The sequence below is a fragment of the Acinetobacter pecorum genome, from assembly GCF_014837015.1.
GTDB classification, from domain to species: Bacteria; Pseudomonadota; Gammaproteobacteria; order Pseudomonadales; family Moraxellaceae; genus Acinetobacter; species Acinetobacter pecorum.
In genome coordinates, this window is record NZ_JACSPT010000023.1 from 1 (window position 1) to 12,575 (window position 12,575).

Below are 12,575 nucleotides of genomic sequence, written 5' to 3' on the forward strand. Positions count from 1 at the left end.
GTATAGATGCCGCTGTTGAAATGCAGGAAATAAAAAAACCAGCGATTCGCTGGTTTTTTACTGCTGGCTATTTTAGCTATATACATACATTGTTGTTGCGAAATAACTTATAGATGGACTACACAGAGTAACGAATCTAGAATCCACTATGATGAGAAATTAAAAATTTTTCTTAATTTACTTAAAATAGCCTAAGCATGATTATTGGACTCCTATCATTAAGTAATTAAAGAGAGTTCTTTAATATTTTTTTATGTTGTTTCACTTGTTTGGCATACCGTTTACCCTGTTTGCGCATTTTGCGATTATTCTCATAACCTGACGGACCCACATTATAGTAGGCAAGAGCTTTTTTCCAGTTGCCAGATGATTGATTATACTTAGCAAGAATATAAGTACCGCACTGGATATTACTGTTCTCACTATATAAATCACCTGGACAAGTTTGTTGCCAGTATCTTGGAATTACTTGCATTAATCCTACCGCACCTGCAGGAGAAGTCGCTTGGCTACGATAAGTAGATTCCTGACGAATCACTGCTGCTACTAGTAGGGGATCTACACCCTGATTTTGCGCATGCTGCACAATCAAAGGAGAAACACGATTAGCTGTATCCGCAGGAGTAGAATACGCAGTTTGAATGCCTTTAGACAATTTAGCTGCACGTTTTTCTATAGAGCCTCCACCCAAGGATGAGCAGCCAGCAAAAAGAAAGGTACTCAATAAAATAGAGGAAAATTTAAAAGAATGAGAATGAAATAATGAAGATTGAGATTGAGCTGGATTGAAGAAATAAGAAAAAAACAAACTGTGGATTCCATGCCTGAATAAACCTATTTCGATGTTAGGTAGCCTATATATAAGAGTCAAGCCTGGTGCAGATAAAAGTATTATATTTCTGCACTAATCTTATAAATCTGATAAAACCTTGTTCTAAGTTGCAAGAGTTTTAAGCATCCAGATTTCACAGGCCTTACTATGTCCGGTATTGCCTTTAGGCTGAGGTAGATGCTGAAAACCTAATTTTTCATAGAGATTTATTGCTTGCCATAGCGTTTTAGTTGTTTCTAAATAGACAGCCTTAATCTGATGAGCCTGTGCAAATTCAAAGGATAATTCTAAGATTTTTTTGGCAAAACCTTGCTGACGGATCTCAAGTAAAAAGTACATTTTCTGAATTTCTAAAATGTTTGCGTCACCTTGTAAGGGAGCAATTCCACCACCGCCATAAACCTGATTCCATTTATCCACAATAACCCAGTAAGCTGCATACGGTTGGTTATAGAATTCATATAAATTATCTAGAATTGAATCACCTACCGCAAAGCCGGACTCTGCGGCAAGACCAAACTCTATAGAAACTTCACGAATGACCTCGGCAATTTGTGCATTATCTTGAGGCTGAATAGGACGAATAGAGTACATATTGAACTGATTTTATTTTAAAAAAAGATGAATTTTTATAGCCTTAAACCCATAAAAAATCCATCGTTTAATCAACTCAAATAATTTTAATTCGTTATTTAATGAGCAATCATTATTTTAATTCGCTCGATGATTTCCCTAATTCCCGTCGGGCAATAATGAGTTGCTGAATCTGTTGAGTGCCTTCAAAAATATCCAGAATCTTGGAATCACGTGCCCATTTTTCTAGAAGTTCAGTTTCGTTATAACCAATGGCTGCTGCCAGTTCAACACATTTTAAGGTGATTTCATTACCGATCCGGCCTGCTTTGGCTTTGGCAATAGAGGCTTCACGCGAATTTGGTTTACGATTATCCGCCATCCATGCAGCTTTCAGCATGAGCAGGCGTGCGGCTTCCCATTCGGCTTCCATACGATAGATTTGTGCTGCGATATTGGAGCTTTGCAAATACGGTGTAGCATATGTGGCATCTAACTTTTCCTCAAAAATCTCCTTAATTCGTTCTAGTGAAGCTTTCGCACAACCAATTGCCATTGCAGCGACTAATGGACGAGTATTATCAAAGGTTTCCATGACGCCGGCAAAACCTTTGGCGACATCAACTTCCGCATGACCAAGCAAGTTTTTTGCGGGGACCCTGCAGTTGATAAAGCTAATGGCGGCAGTATCAGATGATTTAATCCCTAATTTATGTTCTAGCCGTTCAACTTTCATGCCCGGGGTACCTTTGGTCACCACAAATGATTTAATTGCTGATCGTCCCAGTTTTTTATCCAAAGTTGCCCAAACGACGACTGCATCTGCCCGTTCACCGGAAGTTACGAAGATTTTTTCACCATTTAAAATATAATCAGTACCATCTTTGATTGCAGTTGTACGGATCGCAGCGGAATCTGAACCACAGCCTGGTTCTGTAATTGCCATGGCGGCCCAAATTTCGTGAAAACGCTGCAATTGTTCCTCATTTGCTACGGCTGCAATCGCTGAGTTTCCTAATCCCTGACGTGGCATCGAAAGTAATAAACCAGTATCGCCATAACACATTTCAATAATACTCAGGGCGGTAGACATATTAATGCCATTTTTATTACTGCTGTCTGCATCACCACGTTTATTGACTGCTGCACCGGCATTCATGCCTTCGCTACCATGATTCATACCGTCGACCACAGAAGCAAGTATGTCTAGTTCTATCGGATAGGCATGTTCAGCCTTGTCATATTTTCGTGAAATCGGACGCAAAACATTGACGGCAACTTCATGTGCTTGATCAATCAAGAGTTTGAATTTTGGCGGATTTTGTAGATTCATAATTATTCTTCTTTACTTTCTGATCAGGCATGCAAGCCAGAGTGGAGAATAGCAGTGGCTCTCAGGTCCCGATACCAGCGTTCTACCGGATGTTCTTTAGTAAACCCGTGACCACCTAAAATCTGTACACCATCGGTGCCGATTTTCATGGATTTTTCTGCGCAGAGCAGACGGGCCAGATAGGCCTCACGATGAAAGCTTTGCCCCGATTCAGCCAGACTCGCAGCATTCAGGATCAGTATCTGCATCGCATCAATTTCAATGGCCATATCGGCAATCATAAAAGCGACACTCTGACGATGAGAAATTGGTTCACCAAAGGCGATACGTTCATTGGCATATTGCACACAATATTTCTTAATAGCTTCACAGGTGCCTACTGCCATCGCACACCACATTAAATTACCCAGATCAACAAAAGCTGCATAATCAAAATCCTCATCTCCCAGACGTTGAGCCGGGGTATTTACGAATTTAAGCGTCACAGTTTCAGTAGCTTTTAAGCCCATTGCCGGAGAATTTTGTACAGTCATCGTATTATGTCGTTGCACGACAAACACGTCAGCTTTGCCATGCAGGTCGGCGCTGACCAGATAGATATCCGCAATTTCTCCCAGTATTACCAAGGTTTTTTCACCGTTAATGAGATAATGATTCTGACTATGAATGGCGGTGGTTTTAAGCTGATAAGGATTAAATGCAGCCGTGGCTTCTTGCACTGCAAAGGTGGCCTTCAACTCAGGATTCTCTGCGAAAGCGCCCAGATATTCTGCCTGAATCTGCTCTGAGCCCCAGCGAGTGATCGCATTGATGACACTAAAATTCGTAAGTAAACCAGCGGTCAGGCTGAAATCTCCTTGTGCTAAATGTTGAGTGATTAAAATATTGCTGACGATATTCTGTTCTGCTGCAACACCCCCTAAGGCTTCGGGAAGGGCATAGAGATTCAAGCCTAAATCAGTGCTGTATTGCCAGAGCTCATGAGGAAATAATTCGTGTTGATCTGCATTATGCGCTAAAGGATATAGCACCTCTTGTGCAAATTGCTGCATGGCATCACAAGTCATTTGCTGTTCTTCAGTCAAGTTCAGGTCAAATAGGGATTTGGACTGATGCGGCAGACGCTGTTTTTCAATCTTCTGGCCAGATTTTAGGATTTTCTGGGTTTGACTCAGAGTTTTGAATCCTGCTTTTGAACTTTGATAAAGTGATTTTTCTACAAATTTACGCAGCTTTAACTGGTCTAATACTTCGCTGCCTGCGATTTTGGTCAATATAGACAAGCCAAATCCCTGGGCTTTATTCACCATATTATTCATTCTGATTATCCTAAGGTGTCGTCACATTATTTTTTTTAATACTGACATGTGCTCAAGGATAAAACTATGTCGTAGGTGACAAGATTAATTGTCAGTTCACAGGTTTTTTAAGATTAATAAATTAAAATGTAAATCAATGAAAATAAGAAGAAAGATCTAAATTAAAAAAAACTTTAATAAATAAAAATTGACCCGGATGACAAAATCATCCGGGTCTTTATGAGGTATTTATTTTAAGAGAGATGTTTTTTAATCATGGCACGTACATTGGTTTTGGCATCAATGACGGTCATAAAGGTATAGGCACCAATAAATTTACGGCTAATAAACATAAATTCCTTTGGCGGTACACTGAAATAACGCGACGCCATAGATCTTGAAGCCTGTTGCATGACACGGCTATGCAGTTGACTCTTTTTCCAGTCATAACGATTATGTTCGTCCATTACGCCGGCTGGCAGCTCCTGATTATTCAGTGGTGAGCTAAATGCTTCAGTAGCTAATAAGAAGACCTTGGCCATATCGGGTTTGATACTTTGTGGAATTGAATCAAAAAATTCATAACCCGTCATGGCCTTGACCATCATATCCGAGTCATGATGATAGCCTGCCTGAATCAGGTTGCGCGCAACATTGAGCAGGTGCTGGTCAAACTGGCGGATTGCGCCAAAGTCGAGCAGAACGATCTTGTCATGCACATCAGCGCCATTGCCGAGACGAACCAGATAGTTACCAAAGTTCGGATCGGTTTGCATCTCGCCCCATTCAAAAATTTCACGTACTGCAATTTCCAGAGAGGCTTCGCCTAACAGGTTGCGGCGTTCTTGAGGTAGGGATAACATCACCGGACTATTAATTGGCACACCACGTTCAAAGGTCATGCACAACACCCGATCAGAGCAATATTCATCAATAATCGTCGGTACAATATAGCGTGGATCATCTTTCAAGCGTGCAGCAAAACGACGCGTTGTATCTGCCTCAATCTGATAGTTCACTTCACGATGCATCATCTCGCGGACTTCGTCGAACCACTGGTCAAACTCGCGGGTTTGCGGCACCATACGGGTTAATTTAAGCATGTTCTTAAACAGGCTCATATCTGAATCAATGGCTTCAGCTACACCGGGATACTGAATTTTTAAAACCAGCTCCATACCATCGGATTTTCGGGTAGCGCGATGTACCTGTGCTAAAGAGGCTGTGCCTAAAGGCTCATGATCAATGGTGAGGTCATCTAGTTTTGAACCAAGCTGTTGCTGTAATTGGGTTCTGATGGCTGGCCATGCCAGTGCAACTGTCTGGTTATTCAGGGTATTTAAAGCCTGAGTGACTTCTTCAGGCAAAAAATGCTCTCCATAGAGCGCCATCATTTGCCCAATTTTAACAATAGAACCTTTGAGCTTACCGATTTCTGCAACCAGATAGTCAGCCTGTTCTTTCATGGCTTTTTTACGTTTCTTTTCTTTATCTTCTTCGCTTGAGAACATGGAGCTTGCACTAGAAGCCGCCCAACGTGTGCCTGCCAGCAAGGATGCCTTTGCGATCGATAAGCGTCGATCCATAGAGGAGGTTTTCAGTTGTTTAAGCTTATCGTTCTGATCTGACATGTAAACTCGATCCTTTCATCATCAGCATGAAGCAGAATAAATCATTGTAAGAGATATTAGCGTTTCTGCACGTATTAAAAAAGTTTAAGCGGCTGAATTCATAGTAAAAGCTAGGCAAGCTTTCAATTATTCACCAACCAGTATCAGTTTAGACAGGGCATTATGCCATTTGAAATTGGATTTTTAATTCAGATCGTTGCTGCAACTGTTGTTTATTTGTTTGAATATGTTGATGAATCAGACGCTGTACGCTGTCATGCATGAAGCCCAGAGAATAGCCTTTAACAATCACAATACTTGGCAAGCCAAAGAACAGATATTTGGCATCTTCCAGCGTTGCATCGGTAAATACGCCATGCTGTATCAAGGCTGACTGTAAAAATCCCTTTTCTTGCTGCACCTGACCGGATGCTTGATCATTCCAGTAATTCTGGCGCATCGCCATAAGATTATTGTGCTTATAGCTCATAGATAGAGGCTCGTTTGAAGATTGAATATGAATTATATGAGGGTCACAGGCCAATTTTCAATTGTGGAACTGTGGAATCTTTCTTTCCAAGAAATGCATAGGATTTTTGTCCGGACTACGTTAATATCAGTGGATAATTTAAACAATATTGATTGTTAAACATTTATTGGGATTGTACCGCTTTCGGTAAAGGGGATGTTATGCGTCTTGCGTGGTTTTTAGTTGCAATTTTTGTGGGTACTTCCGCTCAAACACAGGCTGCTATGGGGTATTCCAAAGAATATTCACAATGTATGAATTTCAGTTATGGAAATACTGCTAAAATTGAAAAATGCCTTAATAAAGAGCTAAAATTTCACAATAAACGCCTGAAGAAAAACTATAAAACTTATCTAAAATTAAATCCGAATCAGACTGCTGCCATCCGCAGTCAGCATGTGCTTTGGGAGCGTAAACTGACTCAGCAATGTAATTTTAGAATGTCAGGAAAATATGCCAAACAGCAACAAGGTCAATGTATGCTGACTTTGATTATGGATCAGGCCAATCTTTATCAATCTCGCTCTTATGCATCAGCTTCCAGATAAAATGCCATAGTATTAGCATCGGCATTTAACTGAAACATTTACGAATAAAGTCAAAATTTATGCTGATAATTACTCACAAAAACAGGAATTTTATAATTTTTGAAGGCGTAGAGAATTCGTGTTTTTCATGCTTTTAGCATTATAAAAGCACGCAAAACAAGGTATCATAAGGCGTTTAAAAAAATGACCTTGGAGACGCCTTAAGTGGATCGACCGACTATTAGCCCTGAACATATGCAGGAAGCCGCTGAAAATTTAACCACCATTCGTGATTTTATTCGTTTTGGTGTGACAGCATTACGTCAATACGATGCACATTTGGGCCAAGGCACAGAAGATTATTTTGCTGAAAGTTCAGCGCTAGTGTTGCAAACCCTGTCACTAGAATGGAAAGCGGACGCTGAAATTCTAGATGCCAAATTATTGCCAAGTGAAAAAGCCGAATTTTTAAGTCTGCTGGAACGCCGTATTAATGAAAAAGTTCCAACTTCATATTTATTGAATCTGGCTTACTTTGACGGCAAACCCTACTACGTTGATGAACGCGTGCTGATTCCACGTTCACCGATTGCTGAACTGATTCAGAACCGTTTTGCCCCGTATTTCCTGGGTGAACATGGTCAAATGGGTGAAGCGGTTAATAACTTGCCGGAAAACCCGAATCCGAAGACACCACAACGCATTCTAGATATGTGTACCGGTTCCGGCTGTATCGCAATTGCCTTGGCTTATGCTTTCCCTGAAGCGGAAGTAGATGCCACCGATATTTCGAAAGAAGCATTGGAAGTTGCGCAAATCAATACTGAGCATCATGACAAGCAATATCAGATCGCATTGCTTGAATCCGACTTGTTCGAAAAAATTCCAGCCGAAAATCAGTACGATTTAATCGTATCTAATCCGCCATATGTCGATGCGGAAGATATGGCTGATTTGCCTGAAGAATTCCATCATGAGCCTGAGCTTGCACTTGCTGCAGGTCAGGATGGTTTGGATCTAGTACGTAAAATGCTGGCTCAAGCTGCAGATTATCTGACTGAGAATGGCCTGATTGTGATCGAAGTGGGTAACTCAGAATGGGCAATGCGCCAAAACTTCAATTCGGTTGATTTCTACTGGTTACAATTCCAGAAAGGTGGTACTGGTATCTTTGCGTTGACTGCAGAGCAATGCCGTACCTACCGTGATTTATTCATTCAGTCTATTCAAGCATAAGGAGTCGTTTGACATGGCAGGTAATAGTATAGGGCAACTGTTCCGTGTAACGACTTGTGGTGAATCTCATGGTGTTGGCTTGATGGCCATCATCGATGGGGTTCCACCCGGCATTGAGCTGACTGAAGCGGATTTGCAAAAAGATCTGGATCGCCGTAAGCCGGGTACATCGAAATTTGCAACCCAGCGCAAAGAGCCTGATGAAGTAGAAATTATTTCCGGTGTTTTTGAGGGTAAAACCACCGGTACTTCAATTGGTTTGTTAATTCGTAATACGGATCAAAAATCGAAAGACTACGGCAATATCGCACAGACATTCCGCCCGGGTCATGCCGATTATACCTATACCCAAAAGTATGGTTTCCGTGATTATCGTGGTGGCGGCCGTTCAAGTGCGCGTGAAACAGCAATGCGTGTTGCAGCGGGTGCAATTGCCAAGAAATTCCTTTTCGAAAAATTTGGCATTGAGATTCGTGGTCATGTAACCCAGATCGGCCCTGAAAAAGCAGAGAAACTGGACTGGAACGAAGTTCCAAACAATCCGTTTTTCTGTGGCGATGTGGATGCAGTACCACGTTTTGAAGCACTGGTGACGTCTTTGCGTGAGCAAGGTACCAGTTGTGGTGCTAAACTTGAGATCATTGCGTCTAAAGTACCTGTGGGTTGGGGCGAGCCAGTCTTTGATCGTCTGGATGCTGACATCGCACATGCCATGATGTCGATTAATGCCGTTAAAGGTGTTGAAATCGGTGATGGTTTTGGCGTCGCTGAACAGTTTGGTCATGAAAGCCGTGATGAACTTACTACGGACGGCTTCCTGGCGAACCATGCTGGCGGTATTCTAGGCGGTATTTCTAGCGGTCAGGACATTCGTGTTGCGATTGCCTTGAAACCGACTGCTTCAATCACTACTCCGGGTAAAACCATTAATATTGATCGTGAAGATACCGATGTGCTGACCAAAGGCCGTCATGATCCTTGCGTGGGTGTACGTGCTACGCCAATTGCAGAAGCGATGCTGGCGATTGTGCTGATGGATCACTTTATGCGTCACCGTGCACAAAATGCGGATGTAGTTGCGCCGTTCGCACCGATTGAACCGAAATAATTTGCTTTATAGAAGTGAATAAAATTAAAGTCAGACTTCGGTCTGGCTTTTTTTTGTATAAAAACTATCATGTTAAAAAGAAATCAGATTAAGCTAAGATTTTTCTAAAAATAATGATCAGGGGAGGTATTTATGGAAATATGGTTAAGTGCTGAGCTGAGTAGTGAAGTTTTAAGTGAAGAGCAAACTCTACAGGAATGTAAAGCACGTAATGCAGTTGAAGATGTATTAAATGCTCAACTTCAAAATAAGTCTTATGATATTCCGATAAATAAGTGGAAATGTATTTCAATTATAATGGGAACGGATAATTTTGATGAACGTATTTATTATTCTCCTAAACGAAAAAACATGGATTTTCGCTTAAGAATAGATCCAACAAGCTTTAAGGCTACAGATGATTTGGGCCGAAAGAAACTTATTTTTAGAATGCTCTTAAGAAGTTTAGACTTATTAAAAGTTAAATTAGAAAAAGTTCGTCCAAAACTGGATTCAACAGTTTTTGATGAGTTAGAAAAACTTAAAATAGATGTATTAAATATTGCAAAAGAAGAAAGCTGGATTTAAACGATTTATTCATTAGTCAGATAGAGTCGCTCTTATTTATTATCCATTTATTTTTCCATTGTTTTTTATACGGTAATACGAGGGTTGTTGTATGCTTGTTACTTGACGGGCAATTAGGGTTGATTGCCACAAAACTGCATATCAAGAGTTGCTCAATGTTTCAGACTATCTTCACCGTACTGTTTCCGCTTATTGGCCTCATTAGCTTGGGATATGTATTAAAACAAAGAAAATGGCTGGAAGATGATTTTTGGCGCGGTGCAGAAAAGTTAAATTATTATGTGCTTTTTCCAGTGATGCTATTTTTAAATCTGGCCACTGCCAAGATTCAAATGGCAGTCATTGAAGATGTGGTGCTGGTTGTATTTAGCATTATGGCCGTGGTCAGTATTGCATTATATATTTTGCGTCATATTTACCAGATATCTTATGTGCGTTTCGGCGTGTATGTCCAAGGTTTACTACGCTTTAACACCTATATTGGCCTTGCTGCTGTCAGTGCCTTATTTCAGCAGCAGGGTATGACTATTTTCGCGGTGATCATGGTGCTGTGTATTCCTTTGGTGAATGTCTTATCGGTACTGGCATTTACCCGTAGTCACGAAATGCAGCTCACCAAAATTATTCTGGGCTTGGCTAAAAACCCATTAATTCTGGGCTGTATTATAGGCGGTTTATTTAATTTCTCGGGGTGGTCACTTTGGATTGGGTCAGAACACTTTCTTAAACAGATTGCACTGTGCAGTTTACCCTTAGGACTAATGTGTGTGGGAGCTGCCCTACAGTTTCAGGGCTTTCAGCGTGAGGTGTTGCCACTGGGTATGATGACTTTCGGGCGTCTTTTCGCAATGCCGCTCATTGCATTTTTAGTATGCAAAACTTTTCAGATTGATGCATTAACTACTCAGGTCTTGGTCCTGTTCTTTGCACTTCCTACTGCCTCAGCTTCCTATGTCTTAACCCGGGTATATGGCGGTGATAGCGAGTTAATGGCCAGTATCATCAGCGTACAAACAGTGGTCGCAGCAGGAAGCTTAATATTGGTACTTTCCTGGATGATTTAAATTCTTAAATGGATAATGAAACAGTCTACATTTTGCTCCAGATCATACCTGTTTTAAGTGATTAAAATAGCCTAAGCAAATTGTGATCTTTTGACTGGCTTTAATCATTTAACTCTTAGACTGTTACAAATCCTAGGAAAGGGCTGCGACTCAGTGACTGTAAGTAAGAAAGATATACAAATCTGCTATAGGGTTGAAGTTTTCAATTTAACTAATAAATTATTGATTAAAATAAGCAATTAAAGATTGATTCACGTGAATTAACATAAATTAAAACAGCGTATTTCTTAAAAATGGTATATAAATTGCTCATGATAATAAAACATTATTGCAGGAGAGAAATGCTTCTGCATTCGCCGAAGGAGCAAGTTCCCAGGAAACTCTCAGGCAAAAGGACTGTGATAATGGATAAAGACTCTGGAGAGAAGTGTTCAATCACTCACCGAAGGGGAAGGTGGCCGCATTGATGTGCAATGCATCTACCGAAGCTCTCAGGTACACATGACAGATGGGAAAAGACATCAATATAATCAAGGAGGTGTCTATGCGTCATGTCGTGGTGATTGGGGCTGGTATTATTGGAGTAACTACCGCTTATGAGCTTGCATTATCAGGCTATCAGGTGACCGTGGTGGATCGGCATCTATATCCGGCGATGGAAACATCCTTTGCCAATGGTGGCCAGCTTTCTGCCTGCAATGCCGAAGTATGGAACCAGAAAGCTACGGTGCTGAAAGGCATTAAATGGATGTCACAAAAAACTGCACCACTTTTGCTCAATCCCTCTTTTAGTGTGCATAAATACAGCTGGCTCATGGAGTTTTTAGGCAATATCAAACATTACGAAGCCAATACCCGAGAAACGGTACGGTTGGCGTTACTGGCCAGAGCGCGTTTGTTTGAAATTGCTCAAACAGAAGGTATTGATTTTAATCTGGAAAAACGCGGTATTTTACATTTTTATCATAACAAGACAGATTATGACGTTGCGATCAAAGTCAATGATTTGTTGTGTAGTGGGGGGCTGGAGCGAAATGCCATTTCCGATACAGAAATCAAGCAGATCGAACCTGCATTAACGGGCGATTATTACGCAGGATTTTACTGCCAGAGCGATGCCACCGGGGATATTCATAAATTTAGCACCGGGCTGGCTAAAGCCTGTATGCAAAAAGGCGTAAAATTTGAGTTTGGTCAAGATGTTTTCGCTGTTGATTATCAAGCTCAGAATATTCGGGTTAAATGCAAACCCAGTACTGAAAATGTCCATTCCTCTCCAGAGGATATTCTGGAAATTAATGCAGATGCCATTGTGGTATGTGCAGGTGTTGGCAGTTATCAGCTGGCTGAAATTCTCGGTGAGCGGGTCAATGTTTATCCAGTCAAAGGTTATTCCATAACCTTACAGTTAAATGATGAGCAGAGCCAGAACAATGCGCCTTGGGTCAGCCTGCTAGATGAAAGTGCTAAAATTGTCTTGTCACGTCTAGGCAAGGACCGTTTACGTGTTGCAGGCACCGCCGAGTTTAATGGCTATAACCGCGATATTCGCGCGGACCGGATTCAACCGCTGATTGACTGGACCAATCGCAATTTTGACCTGTGTACCGAACATGTCGTGCCTTGGGCTGGCTTACGCCCAATGATGCCAAATATGATGCCGGTAGTACGCCGTGGCAAACATGAGCGGGTATTTTACAATACCGGACATGGTCATCTGGGGTGGACTTTATCAGCAGCAACCGCAGCCATGATTGGTCAGGAAGTGGCTCAATATTATCCTGCTTGAACTGATAGCCCGCTTTCGGGCTATTTTTTAAAGATGAATTTTAAAAATCTTTAAAGGGTTATCTGAACTTTAAAATAGTGTAGTTCTTTCATAAATTATTTTTAAACCA

At 41.2% G+C, this 12,575-nt stretch carries 12 protein-coding genes and 1 riboswitch; of the genes, 6 read left to right on the forward strand and 6 right to left on the reverse strand.

Going from position 1 to position 12,575, the window contains the following annotated elements:
* Nucleotides 1–226: 226 nt before the first annotated feature.
* The 6 genes from H9629_RS13665 to H9629_RS13690 all read right to left on the reverse strand — a co-directional run bounded on the left by H9629_RS13665 (nucleotide 227) and on the right by H9629_RS13690 (nucleotide 6,136).
* Entirely contained in the window at nucleotides 227–808 is a 582-nt protein-coding gene (locus H9629_RS13665; protein WP_144724910.1) for a lytic transglycosylase domain-containing protein, read from the reverse strand.
* A 126-nt stretch (nucleotides 809–934) separates the two neighbouring features.
* On the reverse strand, nucleotides 935–1,426 hold the full coding sequence (locus H9629_RS13670) for a GNAT family N-acetyltransferase (RefSeq protein ID WP_064102955.1): 492 nt from the start codon (nucleotides 1,424–1,426) through the stop codon (nucleotides 935–937).
* Nucleotides 1,427–1,538: 112 nt separating this feature from the next.
* Nucleotides 1,539–2,738, reverse strand: a complete 1,200-nt coding sequence (locus H9629_RS13675; RefSeq protein ID WP_191731292.1) for an acyl-CoA dehydrogenase family protein — start codon at nucleotides 2,736–2,738, stop codon at nucleotides 1,539–1,541.
* Nucleotides 2,739–2,761: 23 nt separating this feature from the next.
* A complete protein-coding gene (locus H9629_RS13680) occupies nucleotides 2,762–4,048 on the reverse strand; it encodes an acyl-CoA dehydrogenase family protein (RefSeq protein WP_191731312.1) in 1,287 nt (428 codons plus the stop codon).
* Between the two features lie 242 nt (nucleotides 4,049–4,290).
* The gene (locus H9629_RS13685) at nucleotides 4,291–5,667 is read right to left on the reverse strand and encodes an ABC1 kinase family protein (protein WP_191731293.1); all 1,377 of its coding nucleotides are present in this window, start codon (nucleotides 5,665–5,667) and stop codon (nucleotides 4,291–4,293) included.
* 160 nt (nucleotides 5,668–5,827) lie between these two features.
* Nucleotides 5,828–6,136, reverse strand: coding sequence for a hypothetical protein (locus H9629_RS13690; protein ID WP_064095336.1), 309 nt, complete (start codon nucleotides 6,134–6,136; stop codon nucleotides 5,828–5,830).
* A 200-nt stretch (nucleotides 6,137–6,336) separates the two neighbouring features.
* Here H9629_RS13690 and H9629_RS13695 point away from each other — a divergent pair, with 200 nt between their 5' ends.
* The 6 genes from H9629_RS13695 (at nucleotide 6,337) to H9629_RS13720 (ending at nucleotide 12,466) form a co-directional block, all read left to right on the forward strand.
* Nucleotides 6,337–6,723 carry a lysozyme inhibitor LprI family protein gene (locus H9629_RS13695; protein WP_191731294.1) on the forward strand — a complete coding sequence of 129 codons (387 nt, stop codon included), beginning with the start codon at nucleotides 6,337–6,339 and terminating at the stop codon, nucleotides 6,721–6,723.
* A 204-nt stretch (nucleotides 6,724–6,927) separates the two neighbouring features.
* Nucleotides 6,928–7,938 carry a 50S ribosomal protein L3 N(5)-glutamine methyltransferase gene (prmB, locus tag H9629_RS13700; RefSeq protein ID WP_004647103.1) on the forward strand — a complete coding sequence of 337 codons (1,011 nt, stop codon included), beginning with the start codon at nucleotides 6,928–6,930 and terminating at the stop codon, nucleotides 7,936–7,938.
* Nucleotides 7,939–7,951: 13 nt separating this feature from the next.
* Nucleotides 7,952–9,046, forward strand: a complete 1,095-nt coding sequence (gene aroC, locus H9629_RS13705; protein WP_144724904.1) for a chorismate synthase — start codon at nucleotides 7,952–7,954, stop codon at nucleotides 9,044–9,046.
* A gap of 132 nt (nucleotides 9,047–9,178) precedes the next feature.
* Complete coding sequence (locus H9629_RS13710) at nucleotides 9,179–9,613, forward strand: Imm44 family immunity protein (protein ID WP_191731295.1); 435 nt, start codon at nucleotides 9,179–9,181, stop codon at nucleotides 9,611–9,613.
* A 155-nt stretch (nucleotides 9,614–9,768) separates the two neighbouring features.
* The gene (locus tag H9629_RS13715; RefSeq protein ID WP_191731296.1) at nucleotides 9,769–10,677 is read left to right on the forward strand and encodes an AEC family transporter; all 909 of its coding nucleotides are present in this window, start codon (nucleotides 9,769–9,771) and stop codon (nucleotides 10,675–10,677) included.
* A 321-nt stretch (nucleotides 10,678–10,998) separates the two neighbouring features.
* Nucleotides 10,999–11,086: riboswitch (glycine riboswitch) on the forward strand.
* Nucleotides 11,087–11,221: 135 nt separating this feature from the next.
* Nucleotides 11,222–12,466: a D-amino acid dehydrogenase gene (locus tag H9629_RS13720; RefSeq protein WP_191731297.1), complete on the forward strand. Its 1,245-nt coding sequence runs from the start codon at nucleotides 11,222–11,224 to the stop codon at nucleotides 12,464–12,466.
* The last annotated feature ends 109 nt before the right edge of the window (nucleotides 12,467–12,575 follow it).

Excerpts from the sequence above, each read along its gene's own strand:
- H9629_RS13695 (WP_191731294.1), top strand. The coding sequence starts at position 6,337 with ATGCGTCTTGCGTGGTTTTTAGTTGCAATTTTTGTGGGTACTTCCGCT.
- H9629_RS13715 (WP_191731296.1), top strand. The coding sequence starts at position 9,769 with ATGTTTCAGACTATCTTCACCGTACTGTTTCCGCTTATTGGCCTCATT.
- aroC (WP_144724904.1), top strand. The coding sequence starts at position 7,952 with ATGGCAGGTAATAGTATAGGGCAACTGTTCCGTGTAACGACTTGTGGT.
- H9629_RS13675 (WP_191731292.1), bottom strand. The coding sequence starts at position 2,738 with ATGAATCTACAAAATCCGCCAAAATTCAAACTCTTGATTGATCAAGCA.
- H9629_RS13670 (WP_064102955.1), bottom strand. The coding sequence starts at position 1,426 with ATGTACTCTATTCGTCCTATTCAGCCTCAAGATAATGCACAAATTGCC.
- H9629_RS13710 (WP_191731295.1), top strand. The coding sequence starts at position 9,179 with ATGGAAATATGGTTAAGTGCTGAGCTGAGTAGTGAAGTTTTAAGTGAA.
- H9629_RS13690 (WP_064095336.1), bottom strand. The coding sequence starts at position 6,136 with ATGAGCTATAAGCACAATAATCTTATGGCGATGCGCCAGAATTACTGG.
- H9629_RS13685 (WP_191731293.1), bottom strand. The coding sequence starts at position 5,667 with ATGTCAGATCAGAACGATAAGCTTAAACAACTGAAAACCTCCTCTATG.
- H9629_RS13680 (WP_191731312.1), bottom strand. The coding sequence starts at position 4,048 with ATGGTGAATAAAGCCCAGGGATTTGGCTTGTCTATATTGACCAAAATC.
- H9629_RS13720 (WP_191731297.1), top strand. The coding sequence starts at position 11,222 with ATGCGTCATGTCGTGGTGATTGGGGCTGGTATTATTGGAGTAACTACC.